This window comes from Bifidobacterium asteroides (assembly GCF_048001765.1).
Taxonomy (GTDB): Bacteria; Actinomycetota; Actinomycetes; order Actinomycetales; family Bifidobacteriaceae; genus Bombiscardovia; species Bombiscardovia asteroides_K.
On the sequence record NZ_CP181447.1, the window covers coordinates 2,160,965 to 2,180,315 of the forward strand.

General features: G+C 62.9%; 13 protein-coding genes. 8 read left to right on the forward strand and 5 right to left on the reverse strand.

Features of this window, described 5'->3' with window-relative positions:
• Positions 1-99: 99 nt before the first annotated feature.
• The 5 genes from ilvC to fbaA all read right to left on the reverse strand — a co-directional run bounded on the left by ilvC (position 100) and on the right by fbaA (position 6,586).
• Positions 100-1,149 (reverse strand): ketol-acid reductoisomerase, encoded by a 1,050-nt coding sequence (ilvC, locus tag ACNAOV_RS08875; RefSeq protein ID WP_015022635.1) that lies wholly within the window; start codon positions 1,147-1,149, stop codon positions 100-102.
• A 265-nt stretch (positions 1,150-1,414) separates the two neighbouring features.
• Positions 1,415-2,671: an MFS transporter gene (locus tag ACNAOV_RS08880; RefSeq protein ID WP_195760154.1), complete on the reverse strand. Its 1,257-nt coding sequence runs from the start codon at positions 2,669-2,671 to the stop codon at positions 1,415-1,417.
• Between the two features lie 399 nt (positions 2,672-3,070).
• A complete protein-coding gene (locus ACNAOV_RS08885) occupies positions 3,071-4,039 on the reverse strand; it encodes an FAD:protein FMN transferase (RefSeq protein WP_416517410.1) in 969 nt (322 codons plus the stop codon).
• A gap of 9 nt (positions 4,040-4,048) precedes the next feature.
• The gene (locus ACNAOV_RS08890) at positions 4,049-5,350 is read right to left on the reverse strand and encodes an adenylosuccinate synthase (RefSeq protein ID WP_416517411.1); all 1,302 of its coding nucleotides are present in this window, start codon (positions 5,348-5,350) and stop codon (positions 4,049-4,051) included.
• Between the two features lie 171 nt (positions 5,351-5,521).
• Positions 5,522-6,586 carry a class II fructose-bisphosphate aldolase gene (gene fbaA / locus ACNAOV_RS08895; protein WP_416517412.1) on the reverse strand — a complete coding sequence of 355 codons (1,065 nt, stop codon included), beginning with the start codon at positions 6,584-6,586 and terminating at the stop codon, positions 5,522-5,524.
• A 273-nt stretch (positions 6,587-6,859) separates the two neighbouring features.
• Between fbaA and ACNAOV_RS08900 the strand changes: the two genes are divergently transcribed.
• The 8 genes from ACNAOV_RS08900 (at position 6,860) to rlmB (ending at position 19,259) form a co-directional block, all read left to right on the forward strand.
• The gene (locus ACNAOV_RS08900; RefSeq protein WP_416517413.1) at positions 6,860-7,852 is read left to right on the forward strand and encodes a nucleoside hydrolase; all 993 of its coding nucleotides are present in this window, start codon (positions 6,860-6,862) and stop codon (positions 7,850-7,852) included.
• Between the two features lie 13 nt (positions 7,853-7,865).
• A complete protein-coding gene (locus ACNAOV_RS08905) occupies positions 7,866-9,272 on the forward strand; it encodes an MFS transporter (RefSeq protein WP_416517414.1) in 1,407 nt (468 codons plus the stop codon).
• Between the two features lie 724 nt (positions 9,273-9,996).
• Complete coding sequence (gene dcd, locus ACNAOV_RS08910; protein WP_015022650.1) at positions 9,997-10,578, forward strand: dCTP deaminase; 582 nt, start codon at positions 9,997-9,999, stop codon at positions 10,576-10,578.
• A gap of 250 nt (positions 10,579-10,828) precedes the next feature.
• A complete protein-coding gene (locus ACNAOV_RS08915; protein ID WP_416517415.1) occupies positions 10,829-14,887 on the forward strand; it encodes a fibronectin type III domain-containing protein in 4,059 nt (1,352 codons plus the stop codon).
• Positions 14,877-16,325 (forward strand): MFS transporter, encoded by a 1,449-nt coding sequence (locus tag ACNAOV_RS08920; RefSeq protein ID WP_416517416.1) that lies wholly within the window; start codon positions 14,877-14,879, stop codon positions 16,323-16,325. Before ACNAOV_RS08915 ends, ACNAOV_RS08920 begins: the two co-directional genes overlap by 11 nt.
• On the forward strand, positions 16,322-17,371 hold the full coding sequence (locus ACNAOV_RS08925) for a LacI family DNA-binding transcriptional regulator (protein ID WP_416518199.1): 1,050 nt from the start codon (positions 16,322-16,324) through the stop codon (positions 17,369-17,371). Before ACNAOV_RS08920 ends, ACNAOV_RS08925 begins: the two co-directional genes overlap by 4 nt.
• 50 nt (positions 17,372-17,421) lie before the next feature.
• Positions 17,422-18,174, forward strand: a complete 753-nt coding sequence (locus ACNAOV_RS08930; protein WP_416517417.1) for a carboxymuconolactone decarboxylase family protein — start codon at positions 17,422-17,424, stop codon at positions 18,172-18,174.
• Between the two features lie 92 nt (positions 18,175-18,266).
• Positions 18,267-19,259: a 23S rRNA (guanosine(2251)-2'-O)-methyltransferase RlmB gene (gene rlmB / locus ACNAOV_RS08935; protein WP_416517418.1), complete on the forward strand. Its 993-nt coding sequence runs from the start codon at positions 18,267-18,269 to the stop codon at positions 19,257-19,259.
• Positions 19,260-19,351: the final 92 nt, after the last annotated feature.

The following is a 19,351-nucleotide window of genomic DNA, read 5'->3' on the forward strand; positions in this document are numbered from 1 at the left end:
ATGGCCGTTCCGTCATCGGCATTGCATCCGGATGAGGGAACGGCCATTTGCTGAATGGTCAGTCGGACTATGCAGGGTCCTCCCGACAGAACCTAGAGGTCACTGCACCTGGGAGCGGGCGATCTTGCCGGTGAAGGACTGGGCCTCGTCGGCATCCTTGACATCCTTGTTCCAGGAGAACATGGCGCGCAGCTTGGGGCCGACCTCCTCGATCTTCTCGTGGGAGTACTTCTCCTGGAGCTCCTTGAACTTGGGGGCGCCGGCATCCTGGTCATCAATGAACTCCTTGGCGAAGGAGCCATCCTGGATGCGCTGCAGCTGGTGACGCATCCTGTCCTTGGTGGACTCGTCCACCACGGTCGAGGTGAAATCACCGTACTGAGCGGTGTCGGAGCAGGACCAGCGAGCCTTGTTCAGGCCGCCCTCGTTCATCAGGTCGACCAGCATCTTGAGCTCGTGGCAGACCTCGAAGTAGGCGATCTCGGGCTGGTAGCCGGCCTCGGTCAGCACCTCGAAGCCAGCCTCGACCAGGTGGTTGACGCCGCCCATGAGCACATCCTGCTCGCCGAAGAGGTCGGTCTCGGTCTCTTCCTTGAAGGTGGTCTTGATGGCGCCGGCGCGCAGGGCGCCCAGAGCCTTGGCATAGGCCAGGGTGATGTCCCAGGCGTCGCCGCGCGGATCCTGCTCCACGGCCACGACCACAGGCACGCCACGGCCAGCGACATACTCACGGCGGACGATATGGCCCGGGCCCTTGGGGGCAACCATGAAGACCGGATGGTCGGCGCTGGGTTTGATGTAGCCGTAATGGATGTTGAACCCATGGGCGAAGGCAACTGCCGCGCCCTCCTTGATGTTGGGCTCGATGTCGTCCCGCCAGATGTTGCGCTGGTACTGATCGGGGGCCAGGATCATGACGATGTCGGCCTCTTTGGTGGCCTCGGGCACGGTCTTGACCTCCAGGCCCTGCTCCTTGGCGAAGGGCACCGACTTGGAGTTGGCGCGCAGGCCGACCACAACGTCCACACCGGAATCACGCAGGTTCAGCGCATGAGCATGTCCCTGGGAACCGTAGCCGATGATAGCCACCTTCTTGCCATCCAGAACCGAAAGGTCCCCATCCTTCTCATACCAGATCTGTGCTGCCATTATCTACACTCCTTTATGTGCGGTCCAACCGGACCGGCTCTTCCAGGCCGGGGAACGCTAAAATACTGTGAATTCCTGTCGTTGTTCCAGGCGGACGATGCTCTTTCGACCGGGGCGACGGATTTTGTCCTTGACCCCGATCCGTACCCTGTGGATACGGTATGCCTCCAACCATACTCGTGATATGGCCAGATGGACTGTCCGCAATTCGTTGTTCGGACACCGGCGCGATTCAAAGAATCGGCCGGCGGGATGCATCCGGGGCTTACTTGGTGAAGTCCACATCCTTGGTTTCGTGGCAGGTCAGCACTGCTACCAGGCAGCAGACCGCCATAACGGCCAGGTAGAGCCCGACCGAGCGCACTCCCCAATGGGAGGAGAGCCAGGTGGCGATGGTGGGCACGAAGGCCGCGCCCACAATGGCCGCCAAGTTGTAACCGATGCCGGAACCCGAGTAGCGCACGTTGGCGTCGAAGAGCTCCGGTAGGAAGGCGCCGATAGGCCCGAAGGCGATGCCCATCAGGGCGAATCCGACGCAGAGGAAGACCATGACCTGGAAGGTGTTGTGATGGGCCATGAGCAGGTAGGGGAAGACCAGGCTGAAGACCACCAGCATGACGGAGCTGCCGATCAGCACCCGGCGACGGCCGATGCGGTCCGCGTAGACGCAGGCCAGCACGATGAAGAGGGCGAAGACCAGGATGGAGACCATAAGCATGAGCAGGTACTCCTGGTTGGTGAAGCCCAGTCCGCCGCCACCCTGGGACTTGGGCTTGGTTCCGTAGGCCAGGGACCAGGTAGCCAGGGTGTAGAAGAGGGTATAGGTGACTGCGACCAGGAAGGTGGCCTGGAGCACCTGGCGCCAGCTCTTGCGGAAGACCTCCAGCAGCGGGGTCTTGACGACCTTCTGCTGATCCAGGGCCATCTGGAAGATGGGGGTCTCCTGCATGGAGACGCGCACAGCCAGCCCCACGACCACCAGGATGGCGGAGAGCAGGAAGGGCACGCGCCAGCCCCAGCTCAGCATCTGCTCGGGAGTGCAGAACATCTCCAGCAGGAAGTAGGTTCCGTTGGCAAGGAAGAAGCCGATGGGGGCACCCAGCTCAGGGAATGAGCCGTAGAGGGCCCTCTTGCCTTCCGGGGCGTTCTCGGTGGCCACCAGAGCCGCGCCGGACCACTCGCCGCCTAGGCCGATACCTTGCACGAACCGGCAGAGGCAGAGGACCACCACGGCCCAGAGCCCCCAGGTGGCATAGGTGGGCAGGACGCCGATCAGGACCGTGGAGCAGCCCATGGTCAGCAGGGAGACCACCAGCGTGGTCTTACGCCCCTGACGATCCCCGAAGTGCCCGAAGATCAAGGATCCCAAGGGCCGCGCGATGAAAGCGATGGCGAAGGTCAGCAGGGAGGCCAGCAGGGCTACGGTCGGATCGGTCTTGGGGAAGAAGAGCTTAGGGAAATAGTTGGCCGAAGCCGTCCCGTAAGCGTAGAAATCGTAGAACTCGATGGCCGTGCCGACCATGGAGGCCCCGATGACTGTGCGAACCGAGCTGCGGGTCACACGGGTGCTGCCGGACACAGAGGCTGCCGGGGCCGGGGAAGCAACACTGACATCGTTTGCCGTCACTTCATCTCATCTCCTTATAGAAAAACCCCGCTGTTGGCAGGGTCTGATGCGATGAAGCCTATGCGTCCAGCCCCGCCTTCCGACGGGGTCGAACAATGAAGATTGTCGAGTCAGTCCGCCGGTGAGGACGGGCTAATAATTCGTGCGGACACGGTGCCGAATCGGCGGGTGTCTGTCAAGCTGGTCATCACGGCGAACCTCCCTTCATCATTCTCGAACCGGATGCGTATTCTGTGCATCCGCATTGGTGCCGACCATAGGCCTGACATCGGCCGGTCCAGCCAGACTGGTCCACTATGTGGACGGATGGACGTTGGGATCAGTGAAGAACCGGCCCGGAAATTCATCGGAGATTGCGGCCTGGCGGTCGGCATACATCAGGGCGCAGGAGAAGGAGAACCGGGCAGCCAGCACATCCGGCGGCGCCAGGAAGAGGGCGGTGGCCAGACCGTCAGCCAGGCCCGTAGGATGTTCGTTGTTCTTCTCGTCAGTCACAACCCAGGAGGCCAGCACATGGTCAACCGGACGGCCGTCAATGGCATCCAGAATGTGGTGAAGCGCTGTCAGTCCGGCCGCTGCAGCATCCTCGGACCGGTCTGTCCAATGGCGGCGGCTGGGTGCTGAGGCGCACAAGGAACCATGGGACAGCTCGATCCGCCCCACCCCTGCAGACAGATCACTGGGATCCTCCATGGCAATGGAGACCGGGTGAGAGGTCCGCATACGCATGTCGCCACCTGCATCAATCAGATACTCCTCGACCTTAGGTTCGAGCATGTCGGCAATGAGGTCAACCAGATAACCTTTGCCGACCGCCCCGAAATCAAGGCTGACCGGGCCGGCAGTCATAAGGATGACATCCTGACGCCTGAGGTCATCGCCCCAGGTCGGTCGCCCGTGGATCCGTCCCAGATGACCGACGGCGTCGGCCTGCAGCCGGAAGGTGGGCTGTCGGCCGTAGCCCAGACGGGTCAGGTCCTCGCCCACCATGGGGTCCAGGGCCCCGTCGGTGGCGGAATACAGCCTGTCATACAGATCAAAAAGCCCCCGGCAGTAGTCAGGAAAGACGAACCTGCCCCCGTGAGAGGCCTGGGCCATTTGCGCAGGTATGGCATCCTGCCTGAACCGCGACAGGGCCCGCTCATAATCTTCGATCAGATCGACGATGGCACCGTGCAGTCGTTCTCCCAAAGGCCTGTCCGTGGAGATGATGATTCCCGTCCCGACCGCCCCAGGGAAGGCGGTCAGGCAGGGCAGCGCCATAGAACTTCCTCAGTCGATCAGGGAGTGGATCTGCACGATCTGGTCGCGGCCCGGGCCCGAGCCGACGGCCGAGATGCGGCAGCCGGACAGGTCCTCCAGGCGATGGATGTAGTCCTTGGCCTTGGTCGGGAACTCCTCGAAGCTCTTGGCGCCGGAGATGTCCTCGCGCCAGCCCGGCAGCTCCTCGTACACCGGTTGGGCGGATTGGAACTCAGCCTGGTCCACGGGCATCTGGTCCACCCTGACCTGGGAGCCGTCGGACCGGGTGATGTCGTAACCCACGCAGACCGGAATAGTCTCCAGACCAGAGAGGACATCCAGCTTGGTCAGCACGATATCGGTCAGACCGTTGATCTGCACTGCATAGCGGCTGACAAGCGCGTCGAACCAGCCGCAGCGCCGGGAGCGGCCTGTGGTCACCCCGTACTCGTGGCCCTGACGGCGTAGCCATTCGCCCTGCTCGTTATCCAGCTCGGTGGGGAAGGGCCCCTCGCCCACGCGGGTCACATAAGCCTTGGCCACGCCGACCACCCGGTCGATCTTGGTCGGGCCCACACCGGTGCCGGTGCAGGCACCCCCGGCTGTGCAGTTGGATGAGGTGACGAAGGGATAGGTGCCGTGATCCACGTCCAGCATGGTAGCCTGCCCGCCCTCGAAGAGGACATTCTTGCCCTGCTCCAGGGCCTTGTTGAGCATCAGCGAGGTGTTGGCCACGTATGGCTTGAGCCGTTCGGCATATCCCGCCAGCTCTTCAACCGTGGCCTCCACCTCGATGGCCCGGCGATTGTAGAGCTTGACCAGCATCTGGTTTTTCTGGTGCAGACTGGCCTCCACCTTGTCGCGCAGATGGTCGACATTGAACAGGTCGTGTACACGGATGCCCACACGGTTGATCTTGTCGGCATAGGCCGGGCCGATCCCGCGGCCGGTCGTGCCGATCTTGTGCTTGCCCAGGAAGCGCTCGGTCACCTTGTCCAGCGTCCGATGGTAGGGGGCGATGATGTGCGCGGACTCGCTGATCCTCAACCGGCTGCAATCCACGCCGCGGGACTGGAGCACATCGATCTCCTCGAAGAGGGCGGCCGGGTCGACCACGACGCCGTTGCCGATGACAGGGGTGATAGACGGGTGAATGATCCCCGAGGGCAGAAGGTGGAGGGCATACTCCTGGTTGCCCACAACCACGGTATGGCCGGCGTTGTTGCCCCCATTGAATCTGGCGACGTAGTCCATGTGCTCGCCGATCAGATCCGTTGCCTTGCCCTTGCCCTCGTCGCCCCACTGGGCCCCGACGATCACGATTCCCGGCATACGATGCTCCTTATCCACTGGTCGCCATTCAAGGAAAACAAAGGCAGACCATCCATAGACGAGCCTAACCCCATGTATGGAGCGGAAGACCGACCGACCCAGGCACCATGACTCGGCAGCCAATCATGACTGTCCCGTCCACAGGACCATATTCGAACCGGAAATCATCGATCATCTCATGGCTCTTCCCGCACTGCCCAGTTGCTGGCAGGCCTCGACTACGCGCGCCGCCATAGCGTCCTCGGCCTGGCGCCCCCAGGAACGGGGGTCGTACTCGCTCTTTTCGCCGACCTCTCCGTCCACCTTGAGGACCTTGTCGTAGTTGGCGAACATGTGCCCGGCCACGGCCCTGGTAAAGGCGTACTGGGTGTCGGTGTCCACATTCATCTTGACCACGCCATGAGCGACGGCCGAGGCGATCTCCTCCGGCTGCGAGCCGGAGCCCCCGTGGAAGACCAAGAGGAAGGGTTTGTCAGCAGGGGCACTCGGAGTGGGTATGCCGCCGACTTCCCCATCGGATATGGCTCTGGCCGTCCTGGCCTGGATCTGCCCCAGCAGGTCGGGCCGCAGTTTGACCACACCGGGCTTATAGGACCCATGCACATTACCGAAGGTAAAAGCCACCATGTAGCGGCCGCGCTCGCCCAGGCCCAGGGCATCGACCACCCTGGGGCCATCCTCGGGCGAGGAATAGAGCCGCTGGTCGATGGCAGCCGAGTGACCGTCCTCCTCGCCGCCGACAGTACCCACCTCAATCTCCAGAACGGTGTGTGCGGCCCGGGACAGCTCCAGCAGCTCAGCCGCCATGGCCAGATTCTCCCGCAGGGGCAGGCCGGAACCGTCCCACATATGTGACTGGAAGAGCGGCTCCTGACCGTGGGCCACCTGGTTCTTCTCGTAGGCCAGCAAGGGCCGCACCCACTTGTCCAGATATTGCGGGGCGCAGTGATCCGTATGCAGGGCCACAGTGATGTTTGGATAGCGGGTGATCACCTCGTGGGCGAACTTGGCGAAGGCGATGGAGCCAGCCACCCTGTCAGCCAGGCGCTGTCCGGACAGATAGGCGGCACCTCCCACGGAAACCTGGATGATGCCGTCGGACTGGGCCTCGTCCAGCCCCTGCAGGGCCGCGTTCAGGGTCTGGGTGCTGGTCACATTGATGGCGGGATAGGCGTAGGACCCCCGTCTGGCCGCATCGAGCATCGCCACATACTGTTCAGGAGTCGCTAAAGTCATACCCTCATTATCGTCGACTGCGCAGAAAAACGGCCGTCAACCCGCGAATGCATGATCACCGATAAATTTGCGGGTCTCTGCCCTGATGGCGAACACCCCCCGACGCGCTTTGACAAGCCTTCAAGCCGCAGGTAGTTTAGCTCCGTACAGTTTGATGAAACGTTACATCAAACAGGTTGTTTGTTTCACGGCAGTAACGAATCAGCCTAGGGAAGGCACGACATAGGTAAGCAGAAGGTTGGGGCTGCCCATCCTTCTGGGAAGGAGACCAACGTGTCAGCAAGCAAGGAAACCGTCCGCAAGATCATCCTGGATCTGGACACTGGCATCGATGACACGCTGGCTCTGTCCTACGTTCTGGGCTCCCCGGACGCCGAACTGATCGGCATCACCGGCACCTATGGCAACGTGGTGCTCGACCAAGGCGTCGACAACGATCTGCGACTGCTGGCCATGTATGGCAGGGAGGATATCCCGGTCTTCAAGGGGATTGATCACCCCAGCACAGCTGACTCCTTCAGCGTTCCGCCGGACTCCGAGATCTTCCACGGGGCCAACGGCACCGGCAACATCGAAATCCCCGCACAGACCGACCGGCAGGCCAGCCAGCAGAGCTCGATGGACTTCATCATCGACGCAGTCCGTCGTTACCCCAAGGGTGAGCTGGTCGTAGTGCCCACCGGCGCCCTGACCACCATCGCCGCCGCCCTGGAAAAGGCCCCCGACATCGTCGACCGCATCAGCATCGTCATGATGGGCGGCACTCTGACCCAGCCGGGCAACGTGGGACCCTTCGCAGAAGCCAACATCAACCAGGATCCCGAGGCCGCCAACCGGGTCTTCGCCACCACCGCAGACATCACCATGGTTGGCCTGGACGTGACGACCCAGGCTCTGATGAGCCGCGAGGACACCGAGGCCCTGCGCGCAACAGGCACCAGCGCCGGCCGCTTCCTGGCAGACATGACCGACTACTACATCGACATCAGCGAAAAGGAGAGTGGGGTCTACCTGGGAGGCTGCAACCTGCACGATCCCCTGGCCGCCGCCGTGGCCATCGACCCCAGCCTGGTCACCACCTTCGCCACCAACCTGATGGTCGAGACCGAGGGACCGCAGCGGGCCCGTACCATCGGCGACCCCAGCAGGCTCCTGGACACGGTCAAGAACACCAAGGTGGCCCTGTCGGTCGACACCGAGCGGTTCACCCGGCGCTTCATGGACAGGCTCCTGACCCTGGTGCATAAGACCGAGAGCGAACGATAGAAGGACGGCAGTCATGAGCGAATCCATCACCACCGCGGCTACCGAAGCAACCGTGGACGAAAACCGCCGCAGCACCAAGCGGGCCCTGCCGGCCCTGCTGACCATCTTCCTGCTGGGCACACTGATGATCCAGGCCTTCAACCTGGTCTTCCAGAACGTGGGCGACTCCCTGGGGATGTCCGCCAACGCCTCGCTGATCAGCACCCTGCCCGGCATCGTTCTGGGCGTGGTCTGCATGCTCTACGGAACCCTCTGCGACTACATCTCCCCCCGGAAGATGACCCTGTTCGGTGTGGGCGCCCTGATCATCGGCAGCCTCCTAGGCTTCTTCGGCGCATCGAACTTCTGGGCCGTGGTCCTGGCCCGCATGATCCAGACCGCGGGCGGCCAGGTGGCTGGCTCGGTCTTCCTGGTCATGGCCATGAAGTACCTGAGCGACAAAGACCGCGCCTTCTACCTAGGCATCTTCAATGCCGTCTACTACGCATCATCTGCCGTAGGCATTTTCGCCGGCGGGCTGATCACCTCCATCGACTGGCGCTACCTCTTCCTGGTGCCGCTGGTCTCCGTCCTGCTGATCCCCCCGGTGCTCAAGTACACGCCTGACACCGGCATCAAAGGCGAGCGCATCGATGTCTTCGGCATCGCCCTGTTCGCGCTGATCGCCGGATTCGTGGCCGTCTACTTCTCCTTCCCAGCCACCTGGATGCTGGGGGTGCTGGCCGTCCTGATCCTGATCTTCGCCGGCTACGTCTGGAAGGGCGCCAACCCCTTCCTGAGCCGCGGGTTCGTGACCAACGGCGCCTACATGGCTGTCCTGCTGGCCCTCTTCGTCTTCTACTTCTTCAACTTCGCCTGCGTGCCCATCTACAACGTGATCGGCGACCGCATCTACGGGATCTCCCTGAGCCAGGTTTCCCTCTGCCTGACCATCGTCTACATCGTGGCCACCCTGGTGGGTTGCCTGTCCGGAGTCATCATGAACGCCATGGGACGCCTGCCCATGCTGATCCTGTCCGCCCTGCTCATGATCGCCGGAGCCGCCGGTTCGGCCCTGATGCTCACCTCGGGCTTCTGGGTCCTGACCGCGCTGGCCTCGGTCTTCATCGCAGGCATCACCATGTCCTACACGCCCCTCTACGACTCCTTCTCGGCCACCCTGCCTGTGGACCAGAACGGACGCGGCATCGGCATCGGAGACCTGATGATGAACACCTCGGCCTCCATCGGCATGGCTGTCTACAGCGGACTCATGGCCAATCCCCAATTCGGGTCGCATGCACTGGCGGGCGTCAAGACCGGCATCCAGGCCCAGGTGGCCAACATGTTCTGGGTCATGGCGCTGGCCGCCCTGCTGGCCCTGATCATCGTGGCCGTCTTCCACAAGGCCATGTCAGCCAAGGCTCCCCAGGAGGAGTAAGGCTGGTGTGACCTACACATACTTGGTCGGATAGCCGCGCTGCTTGGTCCACTCTTCCTGGCCTCGGGAATGAGTCGGGCCCGGCACCGGCACCCGGCCGCTCGAACCGGGGAGGGAGCGGAGTTCGGACTGCTTTCGGCAATGTGATAGTCCCCCTCTTCCCTCAGCCGCCGAAGGCAAGAAGAACGCCGCCCCTCCCCCCGGTGGAGAACCCCCGTCATAGCCATAACTGACGGGGGTTCTTCCATATCTTCAGCTCTTGTCTTCAATTCTGCGCCTATGACTCAGACCTTGCGTCGAAACTCGATTTATATAGACGCCAAAGAAGGGGAATCTGAATCTGAGAATTTTGCACACACCCGATCATCCTGTAATAGGCCTTAACGAACTCAATCGAGCCATTGGTCATCTGGTTTCACGTGAAACGTCGACGCACTGAAAATCGTCCCAAAATGAAGAGAACCCGGCGGTGCGTGAACACCGCCGGGCGAGAGAGAAGAAAGGGAAATCAGTTGTCGGACGGAGGTCAACCGCCCGTTCGGTTTTTGAGCCGATATCTATAGTAAAGAACTGCTACCTTATGGTGACGATAGTGTTATCTGAGAATTCTCTGTGAATCCAGCCAAATCAGAAGGCGGGCATAGGGCCGGTTAGACTGGATTTCAGATGGTTTCCCGCCATTGGAGAGACCCTGGACCAACGAACCTAAAGGAGATGCCTAGGCATGTTGCTCAGCGACCATGACATCCTGGATGCCCACCAGGCAGGACACCTGAATCTGGACCCGTGGACGCCCGCCATGGTTCAGCCCTCCAGCGTGGACGTACGCCTGGACCGCTACTTCCGGGTCTTCAATAACCATCAGTACACCTACGTGGATCCCGCAGAGGACCAGGGTGCATTGACCGAGCAGTTCGAGGTGCCCAAGGACGAGCCCTGGATCCTGCACCCCGGCGAGTTCGTGCTGGGATCCACCTGGGAGTACGTCAAACTGGACTCCACCCTGGCTGCCCGGCTGGAGGGCAAGAGCTCCCTGGGACGCTTAGGCATTCTGACCCATTCCACCGCCGGATTCGTCGATCCCGGCTTTGAGGGGCACATCACCCTGGAGCTGTCCAACGTGAGCACCCTGCCTGTCAAACTTTGGCCTGGCATGAAGATCGGACAGATGTGCTTCTTCCAGCTCTCCTCGCCCGCCCAGTACCCTTACGGCTCCAAGCACAACGGCTCCCACTACCAGGGCCAGCGCGGCCCAACTCCCTCCCGCTCCTACATCAACTTCTACAAGGCCGACGTCTCAGACTAATCATCCCAGACCAGGACCATAAAGGCCTGGCACCGGCATGCCTGTACCTGCATATTCGTCGACAATCCCCAAATGCCCAGGCCGGAAGTCTGCCTTCAGCCGCCATACTTGAAGCAAGCTCTGGCCACTCCCACCGCCCGGGTCCAGATTGGCAATAAATGGCAATGCCTTAATACGATGTACCCTGCCTGTTGACCGGCCATGATGGCCGGTCGGGAACTGACATCAGCGGGCAGTGAGGCGAGGCGGCGTGAAACTCAATCTCAACGGCATCTGGGACTTCCATCCCGACGACGGAGACCGGGGATATCCCGTCATGGTGCCCACTTGGTGGGACAGCCTGCCGGAGACCACCGGCTATCCGGACTCCTGGAGCCGGGATCTGCACCATGGCGTCTACCTCAAGGAATTCTTCCTGAACGCCCTTGACCCGAACGAGGATATAATCCTGCACCTGGATGCCCTGGCCACCCTGGGCAAGGTGTCGATCAACGCAATTCCAGTGGGACCGTCATCCACCAAGGGCTATCTGATGACGCTGCTCCCCTATGATCTGGATATCACCAGGGCGGTTCATGCCGGACGCAACCAGATAAGGATTGAAATCTGGAGTGTCAAATCCCTTCCCGCCGATGCCCTGACTTCTACAGAGGGCCCCGATCGGCTACTCTTCCCCTTCGGCACTGAGAACCTGGTCGGGCGGCTGGGGCTGGGCGGCGATGTCTGGCTCAGCAGCAAGCCCAAGAACCGCATCGAAGATCTGCAGATCATCCCCGATCTGGGCGGCGACGCCGACCCCTCCAACGACCGGCTGGAGCTCAATGCGACGCTGATCAACACCAGCGAGCGCACATGCAATCTGCGATTCAGGGCCGAGGTACGCCCCTGGAAGGCTTCGATGTCCAAGGGCCGGACCGTGCTGGCCTTCAACCCCGTGTCCTGCTCCCTGGATCCCGGCTCCTCCAAGGTCGTCCGCCTGCAGATGGCCTGGCCGGACGCCCACTACTGGTCCCGGACCGATCCCTTCCTGTACGTCATGCGGGCTGCTCTCGACATCGACGGCCATGTGGTCGACCGTTCCCAGGAGCGATTTGGCTTCCGGCAATTCCAGCGCCAGGGAAATCGGTACCTGCTCAACGGCATCCCCATCCGGTTGCGCGGCGACTCCCTCTGCCTGCTCAACCAGGGCAGCCGCGACTTGATCAACGAGGCCGGCGATGCCTATGGGCTGATCCTTGACGACAACCAATCCGGTCAGGACATGACCAAGGCCTGGGTTGACGCCTATCGACATGCCAACTTCAACATCCTGCGCAACCACATCTGCTCAGTCCCCTCGCAAGCCCTGGCCGACCGTGCCGACGAGGCCGGCATGCTCCTTGAGGAGGAGACGGCCTTCTGGAATCCGGGCTCTCCAGCCAATGTGCAACTGGATCCTCCCTTCCACATGAGCTATGGTCCTGAAGCCATCGGCCACTATGTCGAGTGGGCGCAACGATGGGTGCGGGCCTATAGGAACCACCCCAGCATCGTCCTCTGGTCCACCACCAACGAGGCATGGAACCCCAATGATGGCGACCTGCTCATCCCAGCCCTGCAAGCGGCAGTCCATAAGCAGGACGGCACCCGGCCAGTGGTCAATGACGGCTTCAATGCCCCCATTACCGACGAGGATTCCCGCCACTATTACGGGGGTTATCCCTCCGGCATGACCTCGGCCCCAGACATCTATGCCCTCTACGACATCGATTCGTCCCTGCCCCTGGCCGCCGGCGAGGAATTCTCAGTCTCCACCGCGGGAATTCCCCGCTACGATGGGCAGGGACGGATTGCCGACATCTACCACGGCCGGCTCAACGGCGATCCGGACACCATCTCCCGGGCGGACTTCGGCCGGGAGGTCGGACGAGTGACCAGGGGCATACGGACCACGCGAGTGGTCGACTGGAAGCCCTTCTGCATTTCCGCCTTCATCTACGACAACATCGAGGCCTGCCTGGAACCGGACCGGCGCAGAATCCCCAGGGGGCTTAACCCTAAAAGGCTGCTGCGTCCCCAGTTCGATCCCTGGCGCAGTAAGGAGGAACCATGGCAGGAGGGGCCGGCCTTTGGATATATAGCCGCCTCCTTCGCTGATGTCGCAGCCTACGACAAGGAGTTCGACCGCGAACCGCGCCTGGGGCAACCTCACAGGATCTACCCGCGCGCAGTGACCAGCCACCGCACCATCATCGTCCACAATGACGAGGAGCGGCGGGGAACCGACCTTGAGCTGGTCTGGCAAGTGGCCTGGCAGCGTGGCCCAGGGGGCAGACCGGTAGTTGTCGACCGAGGATGCCAACAGGTGCAGGTCCCATACGCCTCCTGGCGGACCGTACCCGTGACCATCACCTTGCCCAAGGATCAGGCCAGCCAGGGGGCCCGACTCCTTCTGGTCCTGTGCGTGCGCAAGCAGGGGCAACAGGTCTTCCGGGAGGAGAACTTCCTGGGATGGATCGACTATGCTGCTCCGCCTCGACTGGGGACCGCACGCCCCTGCATTGACCTGGGCCGGGTGGAATGGGTATCAAGGGAGGTCAAGCACTGCATCCATCTGCGTCAGGAGGGCGGCGCAATGAGCGAGCGCTGGAGCGCCCAGGTCCTGGAGGATGCCGAAGGCGCCTTCAGCCTGGAAAGCATGAACGGGAACCTGCGCCACGAGCAGGATATCTACTACACTGTCAATCCCTCCGGCCTGGAACCCGGGCATCTCTACCGGGCCCGCGTGCGCTTCCAAGGGGAGCTGCAGGAGACTGCCACGGTGACGGTCACCTTCACCGCCGGGCGGCGGCCTCCCCGACAGGCCCGGGCCAATCTTGCCGCAGGTGCCCGGGTCCAGGTCTCCTCCCAGGCTGAACTGCCAGGGTGGACAAGGGCCGCCTTGGTCGACGGCAGTCTCGGAGCCGCCTACGACCGATTCGGCTGGTCCAGCTCCGTCGGCAATCGGAACCGCCCGGAGTGGATTCTCCTGGAGATGCAGCAGGCTGCCACCCTGTCCCAAGTGGTCCTAGCGCCCCGGGGCCGCAATCCGTCTGGAGATGCCAGCCAATCCAGCCAGCGATCAGGCACCGATCCCTTCGGTGTGGTGGAGTACGCAACCGGCAGCAGATCGACCGACTCCAACCAAGGTCAGGGCTTTCCGCTGGACTTCTCCATCAGCCTTTCATCGGACGGTCGCAGCTGGACTCGGGTCTGCAGCCGCCACAACTATCCGCCGCCAGCGGACGGTAGGCCGCAGGCCTTCGATTTCGCCCCAATGAGCGATATCAGGTTCATCAGAATCGAGGCAACCCGGCTGCGAGCCAACCCTTATCAGGGAGGACGGTACGCCTTGCAGCTGAGCCAGATCATGGCCTTCGCCCGCCATCGTCTGCCAGCCATACCTGCAGCTCCCCAAAGCATCGACGCCCAGCCTCACGGACACCGTCTACGGCTGACTTGGCAGCACGGACCGATCCGACACCAGGCCGACGCGCCGTGCACCGCCCGGGTCCTTCTGCATGATCGAAAAGGCAGGTCCATGACCTTCTACCTGGACAGGCCTCAAGGACGGGCCGACCTGGACGGAATCCCCTTCGGCTCCTGGCGGCTGATCCTGCAAGAGGGCAACCCCATGGGAATCGGCGAACCTGCGGAGCCGCTTGAGCTGCGTATGGGACCTCCCAAAGCCGAAAGGACTGATCCGACGTTGCCCCGGCCCAGCGACCCCCAGGTCAGCATTGACCCGGCAGACATGACCGTCCGTCTGACTGTTGACCTTGTCCCACGCGGGTTTTCAGGGTGCGAACTGACCTTGAAACCGGCTGACAATCATGAGCCCAAGCCGACCGTCTGGCTGCCCGCCGACCAACAGACCCATAGTTTCCGGCAGGTTCCGCCAGGCATCTACCGGGTCATGGCAGCCTTCACCACCGAGGATGGCCGGGTCTCGCCCACCTCTTCCCAAGGCGATCCCTTAATCCTGGGGCATGCGCCCGGACGTCCGGCCAAACCCGGGCTGACCTCTTCCGGTAAAACCATGCAGGCATCCTGGTCTCCCCCAGACGATGGCGGCCTCCCTCTACAGGCCTATCTGGTCACCATGCGCGAAATGGGCAGTGGGCAGAATACGAGACTGCGATTGACTGCAAAACAGACCACCCTGACCCTCGATGATCTGGCACCCGGCAAGTACACGGTCAGCGTCAGTGCCATCAACGCGGCAGGAGCCGGACCGGAATCCCCCGCCTTCCTTCCCTGCCTCATCGCCGAGGGCGACCATGAGCGCTGAGTCCCTGCCCTGGTCCGCCATCCTGGGCTACGGACTGGGCGATGCCGCCAATAACGTCGGCTGGCAGATGACCAACCTCTTTCTGACCACCTACTACCTCTACTTGGGCATGGACCCCATGCTGGTGGCCGAGATCTTCCTGGGAGCCCACCTCTTCCAGGCCCTGGTCTACCTGGTCGCCGGAAGAATCACCGACGGACGCGACAAAGACCAGGAGGGCGGTCTGCGGCGGCTAGTGGGCGTCTTCGGCCTGCCGATGATGATCTCCGTCACCCTGATGTACACCATTCCGGCGGGTGCCCCCATGGCGGTACGCATCGGCTGGGCCATCGCCACCTACCTGCTTTATCAACTCTTTGGGGCCTTGGGCGGCGTGCCCTACGGGGCCCTTCTGGGAGCCATGACCCGGGACCCAGATGACCGCCAGCGCCTGGCAGCCTCCCGCACCTTCGGCGGAGCGGCGGCAGGGGTCATCCTGACCTTTACCCTGGCACCGCGGGTCAACGACATGGACCCCTCCCGCCTCTTTCTTCCGGTGGTCGCCGCCTGCTGTCTGCTAGGCTCCTTGGGCTATCTGATCATGGCCCGGACCACCAGGGAGCGCTACCTGCCTCCGGCAACCCCTCGCACCTCACTGAAAGAGGATTTGCGGCTCCTGGTCGACAATCGCCCTCTGCTGGTAGTCTGTCTGGCTACCCTGTTCATGACCAACCCGGTGGCCTCGCTGGCACCGATCGTCGCCAAGGAGGTCCTGACCGTCGGCAACCCCGGGCTGACCGGACGAATCACCTTCGCCCTGACGCTGGTGGGCGTCCTTGCCGGGGTGGTTGTAGCCCCCTGCTCGCCCTGGCTGGTGCAGCGCCTGGGCAAGCGAGGCACCTGGACCTTGGGCGGGCTGATGGTCATCGGATCCTCGCTGGCCTTCATCCTGGTCCGGTCCGCCTGGCCTGCCGTCGCCTGCATAGCCTTGAACGGCATCGGAGTGCAGGTCATCACCCCTTGCATCTGGGCCATGCAGGCGGATTCGGTCCAGTACGAGCAGTGGCGGACCGGCAACGGAAACACTGCCGGAGCCTCCATGGCCGCCCTCAGCATCACCCGCCAAGTCGGAGCGGCCATCAATGGATGGGCGGGGCCGGCCATCCTGTCATTCCTGGGTTACAGGCCGGGCATGAATGTTGCCCAGGATCCGGCCCTGGGCGCCAACATGCGGCTGGCTGTAGGCCTGGTACCGGCTGCCATGTTCACCATCTCGGTCCTGCTGATCCGCTGCTATCCACTGACCGAGGAGGTCTTCGGACGCATCAGTGCCGACCTGCAGGCAGGCCGTCTACAATGCCAGTGCAGCCATATCAGGCAAGGAACGGAGCATCAGGCTTGTCCAGAAGATCCCCGGAGCCCGCACAGGGGCGGGAAGGGCACCGACGCGTGCGCATGATCGACGTGGCCGCAAGGGCCGGAGTGTCCCCGTCCACGGTCTCCCGCGCGCTCAACAATCCCGGTCGGCTGAACTCGCAGACCGCCGACCATATCCGCTCCCTGGCCCGATCCATGGGATACCCCCTACCCGACCATCCTCCCAGCAGGGATGCGACCGGGCCGGTCATGATAACCTTTCTGGTCCAGGACACCTCCAACGGCATCTCCTCCCAGATCCTTGCCGGCGCTCAGGAAGCACTCCCTGAGCAAGGTGCAGTCGGCATCATCGAGGCCGGAGCCGAGCTGGGGCGTACGGAAGACCTGCTGGAACAACTGTCCGGCCATACCCACGGAATCATTCTGGCCACTGATCAGGTCCGAGCGCCGACGGCCCGGCGTCTGGGACGACACCTGCCTCTTGTGGTTCTCAACCGCCCCATGGAGGGCCTTCCCTCCGTCCTGCCCGACGCCTCCACCGGCCTGGCCCAAGCCCTGGAACTGCTCCGGCGGCAGGGACGACGGTCTATAGTCTACATAGCTAGCCGGGTGGGGGCCTGGTCCGACCGATCCCGCTGGGAGAGCCTGCAAGCACTCAGTCGGACTATGGGGCTGGAATGCCGACGAATGGGTCCAGTGAATCCGACTGTCCAAGGCGGCAGGCAGGCTGCCATCGCTCTGGAGCAGGAACCTCCCGATGCTGTGGTCGCCTACAATGATCTGATCGCCGCCGGGGTCATTCTGGGACTGCAATCCAAAGGAATCACTGTGCCCGACAGGGTCGGTGTCCTCGGATTTGACAACACCATGGTTGCTCCTGTCGTCAAGCCGGCCATAGCTACGATTCGCATCCCCCGCAGAGCCATAGGACATGCCGCAGCTGATATTCTGCTGGGTCGTAAGCCCGAGACCGGGCAGTCCCGCCAACAGTCCACCTTGATTGCGCGGCTGCGCAAAGCCGGCATCCCGCCTGTCACCGAGGACCTCGGAGCCCTGACCCTGCCTACCTCATTGATCATCCGGGATAGTCTGGGCACCTTGACTTCGAGCGCACTCGAAGGGGTATAGCTGAATCTGCCGGAATGACCCGGCCAAGATGATGGCAAGGAGACTAACCCATGGCAATCAAACAAACGGCGGGCCACGACCAGCTCGGTCGGTTCGCACCACAATTCGCCCACCTGAACGACGACGTGCTCTTCGGCCAGGTCTGGTCCCGCGAGGACGAACTTTCGGCTCGGGACCGCAGCATGATCACCTGCGCCGGTCTGATGAGCATGGGACTCTTCCCCCAGTTGAAGAGCCACATGGCCATGGCCAAGGGCAATGGCGTCACCCGCACCGAAATGGTGGCGCTGATCACCCACCTGGCCTTCTACGCAGGCTGGCCCAAGGCATGGTCAGCCTTCGGCCTGGCCAAAGAGGTCTACGGTGAGAGCCGGGACAGTGCTGCAACCCCATCCAAAGCCGGGACCGAGCCGGATTCAGGGCCCTACCCCTTGGGAGATTCGGCTGACGGCCCCAACTTCACCGGTCATGTCTGGCTGCATCGCCTGACCGATCCGGACGCGGAATGCTCGGCCAGCAATGTGACCTTCGCACCCGGGTGCGTCAACCGTTGGCACACCCACCCGCATGGCCAGCTCCTGATCGTCACCGCCGGGCAGGGGTGGGAGCAGGAGGAGGGCCATCAGCCGCGCAGACTGGAACCCGGCGACGTGGTCTTTTGCCCAGCAGGCGTCAGACACTGGCATGGGGCCTCGGGCCGGACATCCATGGCCCACATCGCCGTCACCCCTGCATCGAAGGGACAGTCCCCGGTCGAGTGGATGGAGTTCCCGGATCCTGACCAAGTAGCCGCTCTGGGATGACTCACACGGCCTGGTTACAGTGTGTCTTCGCCCTGCAGGCATTGAGTTCGACGGACATCTGACCGGTTCCCGCCTGCCTTTACACTGAAGACATGGCTAACAAGAAAGGCCCGACCAAGGGTTCGGGCGGTAAGCACCGCAACAAACTGCGCGGCCGGGGGCCTACCCCCAAGGCTGAGGATCGCGTCTACCACAAGGCCTATAAGGCCCGGCAGGCGGCCCAGCGCAGGCAGGCGGCCGATCCACGTCTGGCAGCCCGCCGCCGGGCCGACCGATTCACCTCTGATTCCGACGACCTGGTCATCGGCCGTAATGCAGTCCTGGAAGCCCTGCGCGTAGGAGTCCCGGCCAGCCAGCTCTATCTGGCCGCCCGGATGGAGCACGACGACAGGACCAGGGAAATCATAAGGCTGGCAGGACAGGAGGGACTCAACCTGCTGGAAGCCGACCGCCTGGAGATGAACCGCATCGCCCGGTCCAGCAACCACCAGGGCGTGGTCCTCAAGGTGCAGCCCTACCAGTACGCCTCCCTGCAGAGCCTGGTCGATAGGGCCGAGAAGCACGCGGCCGCTCTGGAAGGAGCCGGCCAAGCGACCAAGGTTGCCGCCCGTCCGCTGTTCATCGCCCTGGATGGGGTCACCGACCCGCAGAATCTGGGGGCAGTGATCCGTTCAGCAGCGGCCTTCGGGGCCTCTGGTGTAATTCTGCCCGAGCGACGCAGCGCCTCGGTCACAGCCGCAGCCTGGAAGGTCTCCGCCGGAGCCGCCGCCCATCTGCCCGTGGCCCGCGTGGTCAATCTGACCAAGGCCATCCAAGGGCTCAAGGAACGCGGTTACTACGCGGTTGGCCTGGACGGCGCAGGCACCACCACAGTAGGCGAAACAGGCTTCGAGACCGATCCGCTGGTGGTGGTCCTGGGCTCCGAAGGCAAGGGGCTGAGCCGCCTGGTCCGCGAGAACTGCGATGCCCTGGCCTCCATCCCCATCTCCAGCTCGGTGGAATCCCTGAACGCCTCGGTGGCGGCCGGCATCAGCCTCTACGCCGTAGCCATGGCACGCCGACGGTCCGCCAGCCAGGCCAAATAGCCCACCAGTCAGATACCGGTAATCTGAAGACAGGCAAGCCAAACGGCAAGGGTCTGCCTGCAGCATCCAGCATGCAGGCAGACCCTTGCCGC

What these genes read in the sequence shown, in the direction of transcription:
- ilvC (WP_015022635.1), bottom strand. Translation starts at nt 1,149, where the DNA reads ATGGCAGCACAGATCTGGTATGAGAAGGATGGGGACCTTTCGGTTCTG.
- ACNAOV_RS08880 (WP_195760154.1), bottom strand. Translation starts at nt 2,671, where the DNA reads ATGGTCGGCACGGCCATCGAGTTCTACGATTTCTACGCTTACGGGACG.
- ACNAOV_RS08885 (WP_416517410.1), bottom strand. Translation starts at nt 4,039, where the DNA reads ATGGCGCTGCCCTGCCTGACCGCCTTCCCTGGGGCGGTCGGGACGGGA.
- ACNAOV_RS08890 (WP_416517411.1), bottom strand. Translation starts at nt 5,350, where the DNA reads ATGCCGGGAATCGTGATCGTCGGGGCCCAGTGGGGCGACGAGGGCAAG.
- fbaA (WP_416517412.1), bottom strand. Translation starts at nt 6,586, where the DNA reads ATGACTTTAGCGACTCCTGAACAGTATGTGGCGATGCTCGATGCGGCC.
- ACNAOV_RS08905 (WP_416517414.1), top strand. Translation starts at nt 7,866, where the DNA reads ATGAGCGAATCCATCACCACCGCGGCTACCGAAGCAACCGTGGACGAA.
- dcd (WP_015022650.1), top strand. Translation starts at nt 9,997, where the DNA reads ATGTTGCTCAGCGACCATGACATCCTGGATGCCCACCAGGCAGGACAC.
- ACNAOV_RS08920 (WP_416517416.1), top strand. Translation starts at nt 14,877, where the DNA reads ATGAGCGCTGAGTCCCTGCCCTGGTCCGCCATCCTGGGCTACGGACTG.
- ACNAOV_RS08925 (WP_416518199.1), top strand. Translation starts at nt 16,322, where the DNA reads ATGATCGACGTGGCCGCAAGGGCCGGAGTGTCCCCGTCCACGGTCTCC.
- ACNAOV_RS08930 (WP_416517417.1), top strand. Translation starts at nt 17,422, where the DNA reads ATGGCAATCAAACAAACGGCGGGCCACGACCAGCTCGGTCGGTTCGCA.
- rlmB (WP_416517418.1), top strand. Translation starts at nt 18,267, where the DNA reads ATGGCTAACAAGAAAGGCCCGACCAAGGGTTCGGGCGGTAAGCACCGC.